Origin of the sequence: Klebsiella sp. X1-16S-Nf21 (assembly GCF_002837615.1) — a bacterium.
Classification (GTDB): domain Bacteria; phylum Pseudomonadota; class Gammaproteobacteria; order Enterobacterales; family Enterobacteriaceae; genus Klebsiella; species Klebsiella variicola.
Genome location: NZ_PJDK01000022.1, coordinates 59,187 through 79,150, shown reverse-complemented (window position 1 = coordinate 79,150; position 19,964 = coordinate 59,187). Strand labels below are relative to the sequence as shown.

Here is a 19,964-nt window from a genome sequence, read left to right as displayed (position 1 = left end):
GCGCTGTACGATCTGCTGCTCAGCAATCTGCAGCTGGCGATGTCGGTCTTCTTCTCCAGCGATGTACCCAGCGCCCGCCGTCTGCGGCGCAGCAAACACCGGTTCCGCATTCTTAACCGCCGTTACTCGCATGCGCACGTTGACCGTCTGCATCAGCAGAACGTGCAGAGTATCGAAACCAGTACGTTGCACCTGGCGCTGCTGGGGGATATGAAGCGTCTGAACAGCCTGTTCTGCTCGGTGGCCTACAGCGTGATGGAGCAGCCGGATGAAGACGACGAACGAGATGACTACTGAGACGGATTATTTTTCCGTTTATGTCGCTTCTTTTCTGGCGAGGTAGCCCTCCCGGGACGTGGCTGACGCCTTCCCGGGAGGGACATCCTAGCTTCTGGCAAACGCCGAGGCTTCTGCCACCAGCGCGTTATCCGGTCGTACGCCGGTATAAAGGGCGAACTGCTCGACGGCTTGCAGGGCAATGACTTCCGCACCGCTGATGGTTTGCTTACCCCGTTGTTGCGCCAGGCGGATCAGCGGAGTTTCCGCCGGCAACGCGACCACGTCAAACACGACGCTGGCCTGGTCCACCATGGCCTCGCTGAACGCCAGCGTGTTGCTTTCCGCTCCCCCCGCCATGCCCAGCGGTGTGACATTGACCAGAATCTCGGCTGCGATCCCTTCCGGCAGGGGCTGCCACTGAAAGCCATACTGTTTTGCCAGCGCCAGGCCGCGCTGGCGATTGCGGGCCGCAATGATCACGTCGCGGAAACCGGCATCACGGAAGGCGGCAATGACGGCTTTCCCCATGCCGCCGCTACCCTGAATCATCACTCTGGCGTTGGTATCGAGCCGATGGCTGGCGATCAGGCTTTTGACCGCGATGTAATCGGTGTTTAGCCCGGTTAACTTCCCGTCGTCATTGACGATGGTGTTGACGGAGTCGATGACTTTTGCTGACGGGTCGACCGCGTCAAGAAACGGTATGCAGCTCTCTTTAAACGGCATGGAGACCGCACAGCCGCGGATACCCAACGCGCGAACCCCTTTTACCGCCGCCTCAATATCCTTAGTCGTAAAGGCTTTGTAGAGGTAGTTCAATCCCAGCTTGTCATACAGATAGTTATGAAAGCGGGTGCCGAAGTTGCCGGGGCGACCCGCCAGGGAGATGCACAGCAGCGTATCGCGGTTAATCATGCGTAATATCCTCCGCGTGGGCCAGCAGATACGCTTCAGCCTCCTGGGACCAGATCCCATGGTGACGCGCCACAATCGCTGCCAGTTCGGGATCGGCGATCTCGCCCAGCGGCGTGAGCGGGAAGGCTTTTCCGGTATACACCAGCTTTTTTCCCCCGCCGACGGCAGGCAGATCGAGGGTGGTTTCGCCCGCGGCGTTCAGGCCGAGAATATGGGTGACCACTTTCGCCGTCTGGACCTTTTTCGCCTGCATCAGCGCCACCGCGGCGCGCATATCGTCAGTATTACCGCCGGAGGTGCCGACGTAGTGGGTAAAGGCGTAGTGCACGTCGTAGAAGTTGATCGGGGCGCTGAATTGCTTATCCTGGGGGCCAGCAAAGAAATTCAGGCAGCCGTCCGGGGCCAGCAACGAGGAGGCCAGGGTGATCAGCTGTTCGTTTGGCACAAACACGAAGATATCGTCGAAGCCATGGCCGCCGCTGAGCGCCAGCAGCGTATCGCGACTGGCCTCATGGCCGTCGAGGTAGTGGATCAGCGTCTGCGGCTCAGAGGGGTAATGACGGCGGGCGTAGCTGAGCTTCGGCTTATTGGTATCGGTCACTACCAGTAGTGAAGGATTGATGGGGCCGTGCAGCGCATAGTCGATAGCCAGCAGCCCCATCGGCCCCGTCCCGCCCAGGATCAGAGTGCGTCCCTGAGGACGGATCCCCATCACGTGGTTGTAACTCCCCTCCTGCAGATGATAATTGGCGTTGAAAGCGCCAATGACGCAGGAGAGCGGCTCCACCAGCGATCCTTCAAACCAGGTATCCCCCTCCCAGGTGAGCAGGCAATCCTGCGCCATCACCTCATTGGGGATCACCACATGGGTGGCTTCGCCACCGATCCATGGGAATGAGTAGCCGGGGCAGTCGGGTCGGTCGGGCAACTGCAGGTTGGCCTGGATCACGTAGCGCTGCCCTGGCTGAAACTTATGCTGCCACTTTTTACCGACGGCAAGGATTTCGCCGCAGAATTCATGACCGATAATAATGGGCCTGGTGGCCACATCATCTGGCACCTTTTTATGATCGGCACCCTGATTGGCCTCTTTCCATGAGGAAAGACACAGGCTGTCCGTGACCACCCGGGCGAGGATCTCATCGTCCTGCATCGCCGGGAGGGTAAAGGTTTCCAGGCGCAGGTCTCGTTTGCCATACAGGCGCAGGGCCGTTGTTGTTTGCATAAACCACCTCATCCCCTTCATCTTTCGGGGCTATGTTGTTGACGTCACCCCGGCATCGCCGGGGCGGAATAATCAGGACAGAAAGCCGAGGGCGTTGCCGATAATGCCTAAGCCGAAAAGGGCGAAAATCAGCCAGACCGGATTCACTTTCTTGTTCAGCAGACGCACCATCAGTAGCGTCAGGCCCAGCGCCAGCAGGCCGGGGCAGAGCTGATCGAGGATGTTCTGGACGGTCATCGTGACGGTGGCGCCGTCTGCACCGGGCGTTTGGGAAACCACCAGCGGCACATTGATGGTGGTCCATTTGGTCACCAGCACCCCCATGACAAACAGGCCGAGAATGGAGGCGCCTTCGGTCAGCTTCTGCAGCAGGTTACCGCCCATATCGCTGACGATATTGACCCCTTTACGGAAGCCCAGTTGCAGGCCGTACCACTTCATTGCCAGCCGCACTGCATTAAAAATAAAGAAAAATAACAAAGGTCCCAGAATGTTGCCGGAGAGGGCCAGCGAGGCGCCAAGGGCCGCGGTAATCGGCCGCAGCGTGCCCCAGACCAGCGGGTCGCCGACGCCGGCCAGCGGGCCCATCAGACCCACTTTGATGCCGTTGATAGCGCCATCGTCAATGGCCGCGCCGTTAGCCCGGGCCTCCTCCATGGCGGCGGTGACGCCGATCACCGGGCCACACACCGCCGGCGTGGTATTAAAGAACACCAGATGACGCTTCAGCGCCGCGACCTGATCGGCTTTGAGCGGATACAGGCGTTTGATCGCCGGGATCATGTCGTAGCAAAATCCCAGGCCATGAATACGTTCGAAGTTAAAGGAGGCCTGCTGGAGGTTGGAGCGGAGAAACATGCTCACCAGGTCGCCTTGCGTGATTTTTTTCTGTTCCATTTTCGGCTCCATTAGTCGTCAAGCTGGTCAAGGGCGGGGGCAGAGGGGGCAGTGGAGGCGGCGGGTTCAGCCTTACGCCACTGTGGATTGAGCTGGATGTAGATCAGCGCGATGATGACGCCCACGCCGCCGAAGGCCAGCAGGCTGAAGTCGAGATAACCCCCGGCGAGAAAACCGAGGAAAAAGAAGGGCATCAGGTACTTCACGCCCATCATTCGCAGCACCATCGCGTAGCCCACGACGACAATGAAACCACCGGCAATCTGCAGGCCGCGGGTGACGAATTCCGGGATCGCGCTGAGCATACTGCTGACCATGTCCGCGCTAACGAACAGCGAGACCACCAGCGCCGGGATTGCCACGCGCAGTGCCTGCACCCCCAGTGCGGAGACATGCAGCAGGTCGATGGTACGAAAGCGCGCCTCCTCGGCCGCTTTGTCCGCGGCGTGCTGGAACACCACGGTAATGGTACGGGCGAAAACGGTCAGCACCTGCCCGGCGGCGGCCACCGGCAGAGCAATGGCGATACCGGTGGCAATGCTCTGGTGGCCCACAATCACCAGAATGGCGGAGATAATGCTGGCCAGCGCCGAATCTGGCGACTGCGCTGCCCCCACGTTCATCCAGCCGAGGGCGATCAGCTCCAGCGTACCGCCGAGCATAACCCCGGTTTTTAAATCGCCCAGGATGAGGCCAATCACGGTACAGGCGATAAGGGGCCGATGGGTCTGAAATTCATCCAGCACGCTGCCCATTCCGGCAATACAGGAAAAAATAAATATGGCTATTATCTGTAGGGTACTAATTTCCATAATTTTTGACCTTTAAGGTGTGAGTCATCCTGCCTGCTACGGCATATCACAACAGGCGCTATTTTTTATTCGCAGAAAGCTGTTTCGTTAATTTTGTCGAGAATATTGACTGACGGATCTGATGCGACCACGCGTAAATCGAGTTTTACGCCCAGTTTATCGAGTTCACGGAATGCCTGAATATCCTGCGGATCCAAAGAAACGGCTTTGGTTAGCTGTTTTTTACCGGGTCGCCAGGCCATGCCACCAATATTTAACGTGGCGATCTGCACGCCCTGGCGCACCATCGTTAAAACATCGTGTGGATTGGTAAATAAATAAAAGACGGTCTCGTCCTGATATTGCGGGTTATGATAGACCGCAACCGCTTTTTCCAGACTGACAACGTTTACCTTCATGCCTGGCGGAGCCGCCTGGCGCAACAGGGTCCGGCGAACCTCATCGTTAAATACATCGTCATTGCAGATAATTATCCGCTGGGCGTTGGCGACTTTTGACCACACGGTGGTGACCTGGCCATGAATCAGTCGGTCATCAATACGGGCGAGGGTAATTTGCATCAGAACTCCTCCTCAACGGTTTCTGGCTGCTGCCAGACCACACAGCACTGACTGGCGATGGCCTGCAGATGCTGGCATAAGTCATCGGCGCTCAGGGTATGCTGGTTATCCACCAGCTCGAGCGCCAGCGGCAGCGACAGGCCGCTAATCACCCGGATCTGCGGGTGACGCATTGCCAGCCCAGCTGCGGCATTCCATGGGCTTCCGCACTGCAAATCTACCGCGATTACCCACTCCTCATCGGTGTGGGCGCTTACTAACTTTTCCAGGTTAATGGCGATATCCGCCGCGTTTTCGCCGGGGACAAACGCGACGGCGCTGACGTTAACCTCGCCGTAGACCATGCGTACCGAATCAAGCATGGCCCCGGCCAGCTGGCCGTGGGCGCAGAAGATAGCGTGAACCATACTGCCTCCTTAACCGCGCGTTTTTCCGCCGGCAATGTTAGTGGTGACTCCGGTGATGTAGCTGGCGCGCGCTGACAAGAGATAGCAAACAAAATCAGCCACTTCCGAGAGCTTTCCTGCCCGCCCGATGGGAATGGCGTTTTTGGTATATCCCTCGCGAAGTTGCTCGACGGTGATATTGCGCGTCCAGGCCAGCGCCTCTTCATATTCCGGTGTCCGCAGACCGGTTTTTTCGAGGATCCCCGGCGCAACGCCGACCACGCGGATCCCATATTTACCCAATTCTTTGGACCAGGAGCGGGTAAAGCTGTTGAGCGCGGCCTTGGTCGCGGCGTAGCAGCTTTGACCTTCAGAGCCTTCCAGGCCGCTCTCCGAAGAGACATTGACAATCACACCGGCGCGCTGTTTGACCATTTGACGCGCCACCGCCTGCGACATGAAAAACACCCCTTTCTGGTTGATATTGACCATTTTTTCAAAAGCGGCTTCGTTTAATTCATAGCGGCCGGCCGGTGCTTTTTCGTCGACTAATAAACGCGGGAAATTCACGCCAGCGTTATTGACCAAACCATCAATACGCGACCAGCGCTGAATAATGGCATCGATAGTCTGTTGCACCTCTGTCGCGCTGGAAATATCCGTCGGCCAGAAGTGATAATTATCGCCATTGTGATGACGATCGCCGCCATGAATATCAATCATCTGGACATGAGCACCTTGTGATAATAATTCATCGACAATGGCCAGCCCAATTCCCGAGGCGCCGCCGGTCACGATAATGACGTTATCTTTTAAATTTAACCAGGTATTCATTATTCACTCCCATTTCTTTAGATAAAGGGATCCCCCGCAGTGGGTGCTGCGTGAAATCATATCCTGTGTGTTATTTCAGTAATAACTCAGCCGTTTCTCTGTTTGTCACCAGACAATTAATATAGCGTCCGTGCAATGCGCCAAGAATGCCAGAGTATTTCTCTTCCCCCATGGCGATGCCGATGGAATAGCGAGCCTGGCGCAGCTTCGCCATTTCGATCGACAGGGTTTTTTCGCTCATATTGGTATCGACTAACCCGCCGTTAATATCGTAGAAACGCGAACAGATATCCCCGGCGACGTGGCGGGCGTTGAGATCGTCGCTCTCTTCGCTGCCGTAGAAGGCGTGCCAGTTTGCGCCGTCGCGAATGGCCGGTGAACCAATACCCACCAGCGCCACATCCAGGCTGTCCCAGTAGGATGAGATGGTTTTAAAGTGCTGGGACTGCATGATGCCGTTGCGGATCAGCGGGTTATCCAGCAGGGCTGGAAAATCGGCAAGGTGGGATTCCGCTTTCAGTCTGGCTGCCGCGCCGTAGGTTAAGGTGTTCACATGGTAGCGGCTCTCCAGTTTACCGGAAGGTCCACCGATGATGGGGACGCAGATCACCTGGCGTGACTGGCTGGCCTGCGGCAGGTTCTCCACCAGCGAACGCACGGCGCGGCCCCATGAAAAACCGATGATATCGCCTGGCTCCAGCAACCGATCGACAAGCAGGGCGCCATGCTGGCCCATCGCACTCAGCTGTTCTTCTTCCAGCAGCCCATCGCTGCTGGCAACCACCGCCTCTTTCAGGCCAAATTTTTGCTTGAGCTGTTGCTCGAGCCACAGGTTTTCATTGTAGTCATAGTTGATGGCGATGGTAACAATGCCCTGCTCGCGGCCGCGCTTCAGCAGGCGACTGATGGTGGTGCGATAGATCCCCAGCTCGCGAGCGATTTGCGCCTGAGTCATATCCTGCTCGTAATAGAGCTGGGCGATTTTGACAATCAACCGGATATCATCGCTGTTTTCCATGGTCATCTGCAGGCTCCTGCACATTTGTGCAAATCGCGGGTTTGTGCTGTTGATCTGATATAACCCTATTAGAGCCACCGTTTAAAGCGATTTTCTTTTATTTCATCACCCTAATCTGGCGAATAATCTTGCACATTTGCGTTATCAATAGCGGGTTGTTGGCACCTTTGTGCATTGCACGCTAAATCGCTGATTCTGTGATATTTCATCATGCAAAGTTGCCAGGCGTTGAGCGGGACACTTTTGTGAAAAAAGGCGTAGTCGATCACACCTTGCGCCGGAGGGCGCAAAGGCACATCTTTTTTCTCGCCCACAAGGTAGGGTATATTTCGCTTTTACAGGAGAATCTATGCTGCCCGACTCATCAACCCGATTAAATAAATACATCAGCGAAAGCGGCATCTGCTCGCGTCGCGAAGCGGACCGCTTTATTGAACAAGGCAACGTCTTTATTAATGGCAAGCGCGCCACCATTGGCGATCAGGTGAAGCCTGGTGACCTGGTCAAAGTGAACGGACGGTTGATTGAGCCGCGTGAAGCGGATGATCTGGTGCTGATTGCGCTGAATAAGCCGGTCGGTATTGTGAGCACCACCGAAGATGGCGAACGCGACAATATTGTCGACTTCGTCAACCACAGCAAGCGTATCTTCCCTATTGGCCGTCTGGATAAAGATTCTCAGGGGCTGATCTTCCTCACCAACCACGGTGATCTGGTGAACAAGATCCTGCGTGCCGGCAACGACCATGAAAAAGAGTATCTGGTGACGGTCGATAAGCCAGTGACCGATGAGTTCATTCGCGGGATGGGCGCGGGGGTGCCGATTCTCGGGACGGTGACGAAAAAATGTAAAGTGAAGAAAGAGGCGCCGTTCGTTTTCCGCATCACTCTGGTGCAGGGGCTGAATCGCCAGATCCGTCGTATGTGCGAGCACTTTGGCTATGAAGTGACGAAGCTTGAGCGTACGCGGATTATGAACGTGAGCCTGACGGGGATCCCCTTGGGGGAATGGCGTGATCTAACCGATGACGAGTTGAACGACCTGTTCAAGCTGATTGAAAACTCCTCTTCCGAAGCGAAGCCGAAAGCCAGGCCGAAGGCCAAAGCGGCGACTCCCGGCATCAAGCGCCCGGTGGTGAAGATGGAAAATAGCAACGATAAGGGCCGCCCGGCTGCTAACGGGAAACGTTTCACCCAGCCGGGACGTAAAAAGAAAGGGCGTTAACGCCTGCCGCGGGTCGGCGTATTCGCCGACCAGGAAAAGGTCGCTTCTTTATCCGTTTTATAAGCCTGCTGTTTTTTCACCTGGCGGGCTTTCTTCGCTTCCGCTTCACGCTGCGCCATCAGCTTATCGATATATTCCTTTTTCACGCTGTTCGTTTCCGCATTGCTCAGCGGGCGGCCATGCGCAATACGCGCGCGGTCAAGCAGCGTTTTCAATTCGCGCTGTTCGCGCTCGGTCATCTCTTTTTGTGTAATACGGGGGAGTGCCATGGTGGTGCCCTCAGTCAGACCAGAGCACCCAGTGTACGGCAATCAGCGCAAAATAGAACGCATCCGGAAAGCGCCTCGCAGAATATTTCCCTCGTTGGTGACCAGTGCGCGGGTCTGGCTTAGGGTAACGGCACGCCTACTGGCCAACGACGACAAATTTTGGGCGGGGGATGTATAAAATTTTATACAAGGATGTGGTATGCTCAATCAGCAACAGAGAATGAGGCGTATCGTCTGGATGGGCTCTTCCTTTGACGATCTGCGCCAGTTTCCTGAGGACGTCCGCAGAGATGCCGGATTCCAGCTTTATCGTTTACAGTCGGGTTTAGAGGCTGCGGACTGGAAAGCGATGCCTCAACTGGGGCGGGGCGTTGAGGAAATCCGCCTGCGCCACTTTTCCGGTGCATATCGGGTAATTTATCTGGCCCGTTTTGCAGAGGCGATATATGTCCTGCACTGTTTTAACAAAAAGACGCGGCGTACCGCCGAACACGAAAAACAGATTGTCAGAAACCGTTTGCAGGTAATACAGCAGGAACACAGGAGTCATAAATGAATCGTAAGAGGGTGGATGGTATTCGTCATGTGACCTCTGAAGAGAGCAATATATTCAGTGAACTGGGCTTTGATGATGCTGACGCAGAGCAGCTTCGGGGACAAGCGGAAAAAGAAGTTGAGCAGTTGATGGCGCTTAAACGACAGTTAATGCAGGAAATCGCTGAGTGGATAGATGAACATCAATTGAAGCAGGCCGATGCTGCCGCGAAGTTGAGCATTTCGCGCCCGCGTATTTCAGATGTGGTCAATCAGAAAACCAGTAAGTTTACCCTGGATGCGTTAGTCATGATGTTAATGAAGTTAGGTAAACCAGTACGTTTGCAGATTGGATAACGCACACGCCCGGGCCTGCGCCCGGACGTATCACGCTCAGCGCTTGTCGGCTTTTTTGGCGATGGGCTTTCCTGACCAGTACCCGGCCAGCAGCGAACCGGACAGGTTATGCCAGACGGAGAACAGCGCGCCTGGCAGCGCCGCCAGCGGGCCGAAATAAATTTTACCCAGCGCGGCCGCCAGGCCAGAGTTCTGCATCCCCACCTCGATCGCCAGCGTACGGCAGGTGGATTCATCAAAACCAAACAGACGTCCGCCCCAGTAGCCGCCAAGCAGGCCAATGGTGTTATGCAGGATCACCGCGATAATCACCACCAGGCCGACGGAGGCAATATGGGCGGCGGAACCCGCCACCACCGCGCTGATGATCGCCAGAATGCACACCATCGAGAAGGCGGGCAGGAACGGCTCTACCGCTTTCACCACCTTCGGCAGCAGATGATGGACAATCAGTCCCAGCGCGATGGGGATGACCACAATCTGCAGAATGCTGAGCAACATGCCCATGACGTCGACCTGAATATGCGCGTCGACGTACAGACGGGTGAGCAGCGGTGTCGCCACGACGCCGACGAGGGTGGAGACCGAGGAGATGGTCACCGACAGCGCCACATCCCCTTTGGCAAGAAAGATCATCACGTTGGAGGCAGTCCCGCTGGCGACGCTGCCGACCAGCACCATCCCGGCGGAAAGCTCCGGCGGCATATGAAACAGCAGCGCCAGCAGCCAGGCGGCGAGCGGCATCACCAGATAATGGAGAAAGATCCCTGCAGCGACCGGCGCCGGGCGCGACAGGACGCGTTTGAAATCCTCCAGCTTCAGATGCACACCCATACCGAACATGATCAGCATCAGCAGGGTGGTGACCCATGGGCCAATTGGGGTGAAGGTGGTGGGAGTGTAATAGGCCAGAACGGAGAGCAGCAGTGCCCATAACGGGAACAGCCGCGTCAGAGTTGCGAGCATGTTGTGTTCCTTGCGATACGCGAACCGGGCCGCGCCATCCCGATGGGGCGGCGAGCAGGTCCGCTGGTTGTGTTGATGTTGTTATAAAAAAGCCGGGTTCGAGCCCGGCTATAGGTATTGTTTATCGTGCTAAGAAATTTTATTCAAACAAATTATGATGCAGCTTCTGCACCACCTTCTCCGCATCGGCGCCAGGCACCAGGAAGCAGAGGTTATGGCTGGAGGCGCCATAGCAAATCATGCGGATATTAAACGGCTCGAGGACGCCAAAGACCTCTTTGCCGACGCCGCAGGCTTTCGACAGCTCATTGCCAATCAGGGCCACCAGCGCCAGGTCTTCCTCCACTTCTACGCGACACAGCGAGGAGAGCTCGGTCAGCAGCGCCTGGGTCAGCAGGGTATCGCCCGCAGAGGTCGAGCCGGTGGTGTCCATGGTCAGGGCCACGCTCACTTCGGAGGTGGTGATCAAATCGACGGAGATATTATGGCGCGCCAGAATGCCGAATACCTCGGCGAGGAAGCCGCGGGAGTGCAGCATATTCAGGCTGTGCAGCGTCAGCAGCGTCTGGCGGCGACGCAGCGCCAGCGCGCGGAACAGCGGCGGGTTCTCGGTGGTTTTACACACCAGCGTACCGCCCGCTTTAGGCTCTTTACTCGAGCCGACAAACACCGGAATATCGCTGCGCACAGCGGGCAGCAGGGTCGCCGGGTGCAGCACTTTGGCGCCAAAGGTGGCCATTTCCGCTGCCTCTTCAAAGGCGATGACGTCGATGCGTTTCGCCGCTGGCGCCACGCGCGGATCGGTCGTATAGATCCCGGGCACATCGGTCCAGATATCGACGCGGGTGGCATTCAGCGCTTCGCCGAGCAGAGCGGCGGTATAATCGCTGCCGCCGCGGCCGAGGGTGGTGGTGCGGCCTTTCGCTTCGCTGCCGATAAAGCCCTGGGTCACCACCAGGCCTTCCGCCAGGCGTGGCGCCAGCTGCTGCTGGGTCAGTTCGGCGACGGCGGCGATGTCCGGTTCGGCGCGGCCAAAGCGATCGTTAGTGCGCAGCACTTTACGGGCGTCAAACCACTGCGCCTGAATACCGCGTTCACGCAGAATTTCTACAAACAGCAGGGTGGACATCAGTTCGCCATGGCTGACCAGTTCGTCGGTCAGGGCGGTCGAGGAGGCGAGCGCGGCGGCTTCCGCCAGCGTCGTGATATTTTCCAGCAGGCGCTCAATCTCTTCGCGGATCACGTTGGGATAGCGCAAACGCTCCAGAATATTGAACTGGATCTGGCGCAGAGCATCCAGCTGGGAAAAACGTTCGGTGGGTTCCAGCCCTCCCGCTAAGGCCACCAGAATGTTGGTCACGCCGGCGGAGGCGGAGAGCACAACAATACGGGTATTGGCATCGAGCAGCGCCACATCGATGCTGCGGTTCATAGCGTCAAAATCGGCAACGCTGGTGCCGCCAAATTTGGCGACGACTAGATCTGTCATAACAACCTCGTGTCAGGGGGCCTGACTTATTAAAACGATTCCTGAACACCGATCGTGGCAGGGGCTGGACGCCGCCGGATCGCAACAAAATGTCTTAATAAGCCAGGCCAAATTATTCAGCCATGGCACAAGGGAAGAGCGATAAACAGGGTGGCGCAGAGTGATAAACAACTACGATGTCACCCAGAAGTGCTCCACCTTGTAGACCCGACTCACCGCTCTGGGCGCTGAGGTGTTCGGGTATGAAACGCCCGACTGCGAACGTTTCTGGTGACAACCCAGGGGATTCAGCCCCTGTGGCCGGTGAGGAGCGTGACCAGACGCTCTTTCACCTCGGCGTTGCTCCCCCTCACGTATTTTCCCCGGACTGGTTCCTCCAATACGGTTACCTGGGCAACGCACCTCTTCTGGCAATTACCGACGTCTTTCACCTGGCCGGGGGAACAGGGACATTATATCCCCCGCGAATACCCTTTCGCTGTAGCGTGAAATGCGCGAGCAATAGATACCTACCAATACGTAAGCACTGCGGATATATAAAGGCTTAACACCAGCTATGTCAACGCTGCGGTTATGCGGATTTTTCATGCCCCTGCGGCTAACAGAAAAAAGCCTTATGATAGCTATACTAATGGGGCTTTTTACTCCGTTTTGACCCGATTCCTGACCGGCGTCAGGGACAAGTCACAAAAATCATCACAATTTTCCGTCACCGGCGCTACAATCGACCGAAGTCACAATCTCAAATCAGAAGAGTATTGCTAATGAAAAACATCAACCCAACGCAGACCTCTGCCTGGCAGGCATTACAGAAACACTTCGACGAAATGAAAGATGTCACTATCAGCGAGCTGTTCGCCAAAGATAGCGACCGTTTTTCTAAGTTTTCCGCGACGTTCGACGATCTGATGCTGGTGGACTTCTCCAAAAACCGCATCACCGAAGAGACGCTGGCTAAACTGCAGGATCTGGCGAAAGAGACCGATCTGGCAGGCGCCATTAAATCGATGTTCTCCGGCGAAAAGATCAACCGTACCGAAGACCGTGCGGTACTGCACGTCGCGCTGCGCAACCGCAGCAATACGCCGATTGTGGTTGATGGCAAAGATGTGATGCCGGAAGTGAACGCTGTGCTGGAGAAGATGAAAACCTTCTCAGAAGCGATTATCTCCGGTAGCTGGAAAGGCTATACCGGCAAACCGATCACCGACGTGGTCAACATTGGTATCGGCGGTTCCGACCTCGGTCCGTTCATGGTCACCGAAGCGCTGCGTCCGTACAAAAACCACCTCAACATGCACTTTGTCTCCAACGTCGATGGCACCCACATCGCCGAAGTGCTGAAGAACGTGGATCCGGAAACGACCCTGTTCCTGGTGGCGTCCAAGACCTTCACCACCCAGGAGACCATGACCAACGCCCACAGCGCGCGCGACTGGTTCCTGGCGACCGCGGGCGACGACAAGCACGTGGCTAAACACTTCGCGGCGCTTTCTACCAACGCGAAAGCAGTTGGCGAGTTCGGCATCGACACCGCCAACATGTTTGAATTCTGGGACTGGGTTGGCGGCCGCTACTCCCTGTGGTCGGCGATTGGCCTGTCCATCATTCTCTCCGTGGGCTTCGACAACTTCGTTGAGCTGCTGTCCGGCGCGCATGCGATGGATAAACACTTCTCCACCACCCCGGCGGAGAAAAACCTGCCGGTGCTGCTGGCGCTGATCGGTATCTGGTACAACAACTTCTTCGGAGCAGAAACCGAAGCGATTCTGCCGTACGACCAGTACATGCACCGTTTTGCTGCCTACTTCCAGCAGGGCAACATGGAGTCCAACGGTAAGTATGTTGACCGTAACGGCCACGCGGTAGACTACCAGACTGGCCCGATCATCTGGGGTGAGCCGGGCACCAACGGTCAGCACGCGTTCTACCAGCTGATCCACCAGGGCACCAAAATGGTACCGTGCGATTTCATCGCCCCAGCTATCACCCACAACCCGCTGTCCGACCATCATCCGAAGCTGCTGTCCAACTTCTTCGCTCAGACCGAGGCCCTGGCTTTCGGTAAATCCCGTGAAGTGGTCGAGCAGGAATATCGCGATCAGGGTAAAGATCCGGCGACCCTGGAGCACGTGGTGCCGTTCAAAGTGTTTGAAGGCAACCGCCCGACGAACTCCATCCTGCTGCGTGAAATCACCCCGTTCAGCCTCGGGGCGCTGATTGCCCTGTACGAGCACAAAATCTTCACCCAGGGCGCGATCCTCAACATCTTCACCTTCGACCAGTGGGGCGTTGAACTGGGCAAACAGCTGGCTAACCGCATCCTGCCGGAGCTGAAAGACGGCAGCAAAGTTAGCAGCCACGACAGCTCAACTAACGGCCTGATTAACCGTTATAAAGCCTGGCGCGCATAATCTTGCGCAGCTAAGACGCAATGCCGACCCTTAGGTCGGCATTTTTTTACAGCCGCCGCAGCAGGCGGGCTGGATTTCCCGCCCACACCCCTTTCTCGGTAATGGACTTCGTCACCACGCTGCCCGCGCCAATCACCACGCCGTCGCAGATGCTGACGGCCAGAATCGTGGCGCCGCTGCCGATCGACACGTCATCGCCAATCTCAATCCGCCCCCAGCTGGCGCGGTCGGCGTTTGGTTTGCCGTCGCGAAACAGGTCGTTGGCAAACATCACGCCGTGACCGATAAAACAGCGCTGGCCAATGGTGACGTACTCGCAGATAAAGGTATGAGACTGGATTTTACTGTTCGCGCCGATGCGGGTATTCCCCTGGATCTCAACGAACGGCCCAACGAAGACGTTATCACCCAGCGTGCAGTCGTACAGGTTGGCGGGCTGGTAGATCACCACGTTCTCACCGCTGGTGACGTTGCGGATCGCCGTTTCCCGAAGGGTATGCATAGTGCCTCTCAGATCGGTTTGGCCAGAATATGTAAGGTGCTTTGCTGGCTGGCGGAATGAAATGCGACATCTTTCACGTGCTGCATCCCCTGACGTTCGTAAAAACGGCGCGCAGCGGGGTTATCGGCGAGCACTTCCAGCCACAGCCAGCGTTCACCGGCCGCTTTTGCTCTCGCCTCGACGGCGCGAAATATCTGCTCGCCGTAGCGTCGGCCCGTTGTGTCAGGCAGCAGATAGAGCTTATGCAACAGCGTACCGGACGGACCTTCAGGACTTATCGCCTGACGACAGGCGTATTTCGCAAAGCCGACAGGGTGGGGGGCTTCAGCAATCAACCAACAGCACTGGGAATCGGTCAGGCTGCGTTGCAGCGAGGCCAGGGAATACTCTTGTTGCAGGTAGCACGCCAGCTCGTCGGCGTTATGCCAGAGGTGAGCAAAGTGATGGCGATAGCTGGCATTGCCCATTTCATTGAGTAAAGCCGCATCCTCTGCGCGTGCGGTACGAATCTTCAGCATGGTTGTTTCCTTTTTAACCCGTCCGTCTGGGCTGTGATTGTTACATCTTCGCCGGTGGTGGCAAAAAGTTAGCGAATAATGTCGATCTGGATCACATTTTTGCGTTATACAGGTCTCAAAGAAGCATAATGATGAGGGGTATTTATGTCGTCGGTTTATCGTCCGCTGGTGAATTTTATCGCCACCGCGATGCAAACGGTTTTGAATCTTGGGCTGCTGTGCCTGGGGATTATTTTGATCGTCTTCCTCGGGAAAGAGACGCTGCATCTGGCCGATGTCCTCTTTACCCCGGAGCCGACCAGTAAGTACCGGCTGGTGGAAGGTCTGGTGGTCTACTTCCTCTACTTCGAGTTTATCGCGCTGATCGTCAAGTATTTTCAGTCGGGGTTCCACTTCCCGCTGCGCTATTTCGTCTATATCGGCATCACCGCGATTGTGCGCCTGATTATCATCGACCATGAGTCGCCGATGGCGGTGCTGATTTACTCCGCGGCGATCCTGATTCTGGTGATTACGCTCTGGCTGTGTAACTCCAATCGCCTGAAACGCGAATAAAAAAAAGCGGCCTCCAGGGCCGCTGACCAACAGTCACAAATAAAATTTATGTAGGGTCCAGTTGAGGATAGCAGTGGCATTGGCCTTACTTTTTCAGCTGAGGGCGACGGCGACAATACCCGGTTGGGGTCGTGTATTGCGGCTAGACCGTCGGCCCTCATCTGAAATTTGGGGCCGGTGTTACAAAAAAAACTTAACCTTTCACCCCACCCGCCGTCAGGCCGTTAACCAGCCAGCGCTGCGCCAGCAGGAAGACGACCGTGATCGGGATGGCGGAGAGCACCGCCGCAGCGGCGAAGTCGCCCCACAGATAGTTCTGCGGGTTGAGATACTGTTGCATACCTACCGCCAGGGTATAGCTGTTCACATCGCGCAGCAGCAGCGAGGCGACGGGCACTTCGGTGATGGCTGCGATGAACGACAGAATAAACACCACCGCCAGAATCGGCACCGACAGCGGCAGCAGCACGAGGCGGAAGGCCTGCCATGGGGTCGCGCCATCCAGCGCCGCCGCTTCTTCCAGCGAACCATCGATGGTTTCGAAGTAGCCTTTAATCGTCCAGACGTGCAGCGCGATACCGCCCATATAAGCGAAGATCACGCCGCCGTGGGTGTTGAGGCCGACGAACGGGATGTACTGGCCCAGGCGATCAAACAACGCATACAGAGCCACCAGCGACAGCACCGCCGGGAACATCTGGAAAATCAGCATCCCTTTCAGCAGGGTCGCTTTCCCCGGGAAGCGCATACGGGCAAAAGCGTAGGCGCAGGTGGTGGAGAGGGCGACGATACCGATCGCGGTAATGCCGGCGACCTTAATCGAGTTCCACAGCCACAGCAGCACCGGGAACGGCGGCGGCGTGACACGGCCATCGGCGTGTTCGACGCTGAAGCCTAACGCCAGACGCCAGTGTTCCCAGGAGATGGTATCCGGGATCAGGCTGCCGGTGGCGAAGTTACCCTCGCGCAGCGAGATGGCGATAACCATCAGCAGCGGAAACATAATCGCCGCGATAAAAATCAGTAGCAGGAGATGCGTAGTAAAGAGACGCAGCTTTTGAGATTTGGGTTGGACCATAGCCATTGTAATTTTACTCCCCTTGACTTCTCTCCAGGCTATTTTGCTTGCCATTTTGAACTCGGGCAGTGCTCAGAATCCTCACGTACTACGTGTACGCTCCGGTTCTTCCGCGCTGGCCGAGTCCAAACTGCCCGCGCCAATAACGCCTGGTTATTCCAATTAATCAAACTTCATGCGCGTGGCTTTCAGATTCACAATCGCTAACGCGCCAACCAGCAGGAAGATAAGCGTTGCGATAGCCGCCGCCAGGCCGAAGTCCTGACCGCCGCCGCCTTCAAAGGCGATGCGATAGGTGTAGCTCACCAGCAGGTCGGTATAACCGGCCGGGGTGGTGGTGCCGAGACGGTCCGGACCACCGTTGGTCAACAGCTGAATCAGCACGAAGTTGTTAAAGTTAAAGGCGAAGCTGGCGATCATCAGCGGTGTCAGCGGTTTGATCAGCAGCGGCAGCGTAATTTTAAAGAAGTTCTGGAACGGACCGGCGCCATCCATCGCCGACGCTTCGTACAGATCGTCCGGAATCGCCTTCAGCAACCCCATGCACAGGATCATCATGTACGGATAGCCCAGCCAGGTATTGACGATGATGATCATGGTGCGCGCGGTGGTCGGGTCGCTAAACCAGGCCGGCTTAATGCCGAACAGCGCGCTGAGCATCATATTGATTTCACCAAAGCTCTGGTTGAACAGCCCTTTGAAAATCAGAATCGAAATAAACGACGGTACGGCATACGGCAGAATCAACAGGACGCGGTAAATTGCTTTGCCTTTCAGTGCTTCCCACTGCACCAGACAAGCCAGCACCATTCCCACGGCCACGGTCAAAATCACCGTCAGCACCGAGAACACCACGGTCCAGACGAAAATAGCGAAGAACGGTTTCTGGATACCTTCGTCCTGGAAGACGCGAGTGAAGTTATCCCAGCCGATCGTCACGGTGTAGCCCGGGCTCAGCTTTTCAGTGCCCCAGCTGCCGTCGGCGTTAATCGCCTGGTAGAAGCCTACGTCATTGTTCGGGCGGTATTTAACGTGGGTCTGATTGTTGGTCAGCACCCCATCTTCGCTAAGCGTATACAGCGGTTGAGTGCCAGAGAACTGACGCAGCGAGCTCATGATCACTTTGCTGTCATCCGGCAGCACCGCGGTCAGTTGGTTCAGCGCGGTGCGGTTCTGGGTAATGACGCGCAGGCTGACGCGCTCGCCTTCCGGCAGGGCATCGGTTTCTTTTAACGCCAGCTTCTGCTCACCGCCGAATTTAAAAGCGTCGGAAAGGTAGTTTTTACCGCTCTCGCCGTCGGTCAGGGCCAGTTTCCACTCGTCCCCCGCCGGGATCAGCGTGAAGTTATAGGCTTTGCCAGCCTGGAAAGAGCGATCCATCAGCACCTGCTGCGCACGTTCAAAGGTCAGCTGGTTGGTGCTGCTGTAGTTAGTGAAGGCGATGGCAATGGTACAGATCAGCGGAAACAGGACGAACAGACCCATGCCGGCGAGGCCGGGATAGACATAGCGCCAGGCATAAGCCTTGCGATTAGCGAAAATATACAGGCCAACTGAGCTTAAAATCAGCGTCATGATGGCGAACAGGTACTCCCCCTGGGCGTACATCAAAACAACAAGGTAACCCACCAGCAGGCACAGTAAGCCAATCACAGACCATGTGAGTTGCGGACTTTGCCACCAGTGTTTCTTTTTAACGGCATCCATGGGGATCATCCTCTACAGCGGTGAAAACTTATTTGTCAGGCGGCGCTTCGCTTACCTGACCTACGGTCCGAGCCGTAGTGGTAGGGCGGGTAAGCGCAAGCGCCACCCGCCGTTTTCTTACTTGGTGATACGGCTCTGTGCATCCTTCAGTGCAGCATCGACCGTCTGGCGACCGCTGGCGGCGTTGATTACCGCGGTACGAACGGCATACCAGAAGGCAGACATCTGCGGGATGTTAGGCATGATTTCGCCATTCTGGGCGTTCGCCATGGTGGCGGCGATGCGCGGATCTTTTTCCAGTTTCTCCTGGAAGGATTTCAGCGCGACAGCACCCAGCGGTTTGTCGTTGTTAACCGCTTCCAGACCCTGATCGGTCATCAGGTAGTTTTCGAGGAACTCTTTCGCCAGCTCTTTGTTCGGGCTGGCGGCGTTGATACCGGCGCTCAGCACGCCAACGAACGGTTTCGATGGTTTGCCTTTAAAGGTCGGCAGCAGGGCGACGCCGTAATTAACCTTGCTCTTATCAATGTTAGACCACGCCCACGGACCGTTGATGGTCATGGCGGTTTCGCCTTTGTTGAAGGCGGCTTCCGCGATGGAGTAATCCGTGTCGGCATTCATGTGCTTGTTCTTGATCAGGTCAACCAGGAAGGTGAGACCCGCTTTCGCGCCTGCGCTGTCTACGCCGACGTTTTTCACGTCATATTTGCCGTTTTCAAACTTGAAGGCGTACCCGCCGTCGGCAGCGATCAGCGGCCAGGTGAAGTACGGTTCTTGCAGGTTGAACATCAGCGCGCTCTTACCTTTCGCTTTCAGCGCTTTATCCAGCGCCGGGATCTCTTCCCAGGTTTTCGGCGGGTTCGGCACCAGGTCCTTGTTATAAATCAGGGACAGGGCTTCAACCGCCACCGGATAGGCGATCAGTTTGCCGTTAAAGCGCACGGCATCCCAGGTGAAGGGATAGAGTTTGTCCTGGAACGCTTTGTCCGGGGTGATTTCAGCCAGCAGGCCGGACTGTGCGTAGCCGCCGAAACGGTCATGCGCCCAGAAGATGATGTCCGGGCCGTCGCCGGTCGCCGCAACCTGCGGGAACTTCTCTTCCAGCTTGTCCGGATGCTCTACGGAAACTTTAATGCCGGTGTCTTTTTCAAACTTTTTACCCACTTCAGCGAGGCCGTTATAGCCTTTGTCGCCGTTAATCCAGATAACCAGCTTACCTTCTTCAATTTTTGCGAGGGCAGAGGCGGAAAACATCATCGTGGTCAGTGCTGACAGCGCGAGGATGCGAGCGCCAGTTTTGATTTTCATATACCCGTCCTATTTGGTGATGTACTCGTGGATACACTTCGGTGGCTTAACGATGATGAGTTTCCTTTTTTAACAACCCCTTTCCATCCTCCCCAGGTCTACGCCCCACCCGCTGG

The 19,964-nt window shown here is 56.3% G+C and carries 21 protein-coding genes, 1 pseudogene and 1 riboswitch; of the genes and pseudogenes, 6 read left to right on the top strand and 16 right to left on the bottom strand.

The window, feature by feature from the left end:
- Positions 1 to 297: pseudogene (locus CW267_RS12665) on the top strand (Na/Pi cotransporter family protein); the annotation flags it as partial.
- Between the two features lie 87 nt (positions 298 to 384).
- Here CW267_RS12665 and CW267_RS12660 read toward each other — a convergent pair.
- The 8 genes from CW267_RS12660 to CW267_RS12625 all read right to left on the bottom strand — a co-directional run bounded on the left by CW267_RS12660 (position 385) and on the right by CW267_RS12625 (position 6,926).
- Positions 385 to 1,194, bottom strand: coding sequence for a shikimate 5-dehydrogenase (locus CW267_RS12660; RefSeq protein WP_023296891.1), 810 nt, complete (start codon positions 1,192 to 1,194; stop codon positions 385 to 387).
- Positions 1,187 to 2,419, bottom strand: a complete 1,233-nt coding sequence (gene sorE / locus CW267_RS12655) for an L-sorbose 1-phosphate reductase (RefSeq protein WP_008807323.1) — start codon at positions 2,417 to 2,419, stop codon at positions 1,187 to 1,189. The genes CW267_RS12660 and sorE overlap by 8 nt, the downstream gene beginning before the upstream one ends.
- Before the next feature lie 72 nt (positions 2,420 to 2,491).
- Positions 2,492 to 3,316: a PTS system mannose/fructose/sorbose family transporter subunit IID gene (locus CW267_RS12650; protein ID WP_002884590.1), complete on the bottom strand. Its 825-nt coding sequence runs from the start codon at positions 3,314 to 3,316 to the stop codon at positions 2,492 to 2,494.
- Positions 3,317 to 3,327: 11 nt separating this feature from the next.
- Positions 3,328 to 4,128, bottom strand: coding sequence for a PTS mannose/fructose/sorbose transporter subunit IIC (locus CW267_RS12645; RefSeq protein ID WP_002884608.1), 801 nt, complete (start codon positions 4,126 to 4,128; stop codon positions 3,328 to 3,330).
- Between the two features lie 65 nt (positions 4,129 to 4,193).
- A complete protein-coding gene (locus CW267_RS12640; protein ID WP_004151751.1) occupies positions 4,194 to 4,688 on the bottom strand; it encodes a mannose/fructose/sorbose PTS transporter subunit IIB in 495 nt (164 codons plus the stop codon).
- Positions 4,688 to 5,095: a mannose/fructose/sorbose PTS transporter subunit IIA gene (locus CW267_RS12635; protein WP_016530854.1), complete on the bottom strand. Its 408-nt coding sequence runs from the start codon at positions 5,093 to 5,095 to the stop codon at positions 4,688 to 4,690. Before CW267_RS12635 ends, CW267_RS12640 begins: the two co-directional genes overlap by 1 nt.
- Before the next feature lie 9 nt (positions 5,096 to 5,104).
- Entirely contained in the window at positions 5,105 to 5,908 is an 804-nt protein-coding gene (locus CW267_RS12630; protein ID WP_002884614.1) for an SDR family oxidoreductase, read from the bottom strand.
- Positions 5,909 to 5,978: 70 nt separating this feature from the next.
- Positions 5,979 to 6,926, bottom strand: a complete 948-nt coding sequence (locus CW267_RS12625; RefSeq protein ID WP_002884616.1) for a sugar-binding transcriptional regulator — start codon at positions 6,924 to 6,926, stop codon at positions 5,979 to 5,981.
- A 349-nt stretch (positions 6,927 to 7,275) separates the two neighbouring features.
- On the opposite strand from CW267_RS12625, the gene rluF reads away from it, so the two are divergent.
- Positions 7,276 to 8,151: a 23S rRNA pseudouridine(2604) synthase RluF gene (gene rluF, locus CW267_RS12620; RefSeq protein ID WP_063105937.1), complete on the top strand. Its 876-nt coding sequence runs from the start codon at positions 7,276 to 7,278 to the stop codon at positions 8,149 to 8,151.
- Here the strand turns inward: rluF and CW267_RS12615 are convergent.
- Complete coding sequence (locus tag CW267_RS12615; protein ID WP_004177859.1) at positions 8,148 to 8,420, bottom strand: DUF3811 domain-containing protein; 273 nt, start codon at positions 8,418 to 8,420, stop codon at positions 8,148 to 8,150. The two genes, rluF and CW267_RS12615, sit on opposite strands and share 4 nt — an antisense overlap.
- Before the next feature lie 199 nt (positions 8,421 to 8,619).
- Here CW267_RS12615 and CW267_RS12610 point away from each other — a divergent pair, with 199 nt between their 5' ends.
- Positions 8,620 to 8,976, top strand: coding sequence for a type II toxin-antitoxin system RelE/ParE family toxin (locus CW267_RS12610; protein ID WP_016160099.1), 357 nt, complete (start codon positions 8,620 to 8,622; stop codon positions 8,974 to 8,976).
- Positions 8,973 to 9,311: a helix-turn-helix domain-containing protein gene (locus CW267_RS12605; RefSeq protein ID WP_008807319.1), complete on the top strand. Its 339-nt coding sequence runs from the start codon at positions 8,973 to 8,975 to the stop codon at positions 9,309 to 9,311. The genes CW267_RS12610 and CW267_RS12605 overlap by 4 nt, the downstream gene beginning before the upstream one ends.
- Before the next feature lie 36 nt (positions 9,312 to 9,347).
- Here the strand turns inward: CW267_RS12605 and panS are convergent, their stop codons facing one another.
- On the bottom strand, positions 9,348 to 10,277 hold the full coding sequence (panS, locus tag CW267_RS12600) for a ketopantoate/pantoate/pantothenate transporter PanS (RefSeq protein WP_002884627.1): 930 nt from the start codon (positions 10,275 to 10,277) through the stop codon (positions 9,348 to 9,350).
- Between the two features lie 139 nt (positions 10,278 to 10,416).
- A complete protein-coding gene (gene lysC, locus CW267_RS12595) occupies positions 10,417 to 11,766 on the bottom strand; it encodes a lysine-sensitive aspartokinase 3 (protein ID WP_008807318.1) in 1,350 nt (449 codons plus the stop codon).
- Between the two features lie 179 nt (positions 11,767 to 11,945).
- Positions 11,946 to 12,181, bottom strand: a riboswitch (Lysine riboswitch).
- A gap of 349 nt (positions 12,182 to 12,530) precedes the next feature.
- Here lysC and pgi point away from each other — a divergent pair.
- Positions 12,531 to 14,180 carry a glucose-6-phosphate isomerase gene (gene pgi, locus CW267_RS12585; protein ID WP_100781424.1) on the top strand — a complete coding sequence of 550 codons (1,650 nt, stop codon included), beginning with the start codon at positions 12,531 to 12,533 and terminating at the stop codon, positions 14,178 to 14,180.
- A 46-nt stretch (positions 14,181 to 14,226) separates the two neighbouring features.
- On the opposite strand, the gene CW267_RS12580 is transcribed toward pgi, so the two are convergent.
- Both CW267_RS12580 and CW267_RS12575 read right to left on the bottom strand, forming a co-directional pair.
- Positions 14,227 to 14,682, bottom strand: a complete 456-nt coding sequence (locus tag CW267_RS12580; RefSeq protein ID WP_100781425.1) for an acyltransferase — start codon at positions 14,680 to 14,682, stop codon at positions 14,227 to 14,229.
- Positions 14,683 to 14,690: 8 nt separating this feature from the next.
- Positions 14,691 to 15,200, bottom strand: coding sequence for a GNAT family N-acetyltransferase (locus tag CW267_RS12575; protein WP_008807315.1), 510 nt, complete (start codon positions 15,198 to 15,200; stop codon positions 14,691 to 14,693).
- 144 nt (positions 15,201 to 15,344) lie between these two features.
- Between CW267_RS12575 and psiE the strand changes: the two genes are divergently transcribed.
- Positions 15,345 to 15,755 carry a phosphate-starvation-inducible protein PsiE gene (gene psiE, locus CW267_RS12570; protein WP_004206282.1) on the top strand — a complete coding sequence of 137 codons (411 nt, stop codon included), beginning with the start codon at positions 15,345 to 15,347 and terminating at the stop codon, positions 15,753 to 15,755.
- Between the two features lie 193 nt (positions 15,756 to 15,948).
- Here the strand turns inward: psiE and malG are convergent, their stop codons facing one another.
- From malG to malE, 3 genes are all read right to left on the bottom strand, one after another.
- Positions 15,949 to 16,839, bottom strand: coding sequence for a maltose ABC transporter permease MalG (malG, locus tag CW267_RS12565; protein WP_002884725.1), 891 nt, complete (start codon positions 16,837 to 16,839; stop codon positions 15,949 to 15,951).
- Between the two features lie 156 nt (positions 16,840 to 16,995).
- Positions 16,996 to 18,540, bottom strand: coding sequence for a maltose ABC transporter permease MalF (gene malF / locus CW267_RS12555; RefSeq protein WP_008807314.1), 1,545 nt, complete (start codon positions 18,538 to 18,540; stop codon positions 16,996 to 16,998).
- Positions 18,541 to 18,657: 117 nt separating this feature from the next.
- Positions 18,658 to 19,848, bottom strand: coding sequence for a maltose/maltodextrin ABC transporter substrate-binding protein MalE (gene malE, locus CW267_RS12550; RefSeq protein WP_008807313.1), 1,191 nt, complete (start codon positions 19,846 to 19,848; stop codon positions 18,658 to 18,660).
- Positions 19,849 to 19,964: the final 116 nt, after the last annotated feature.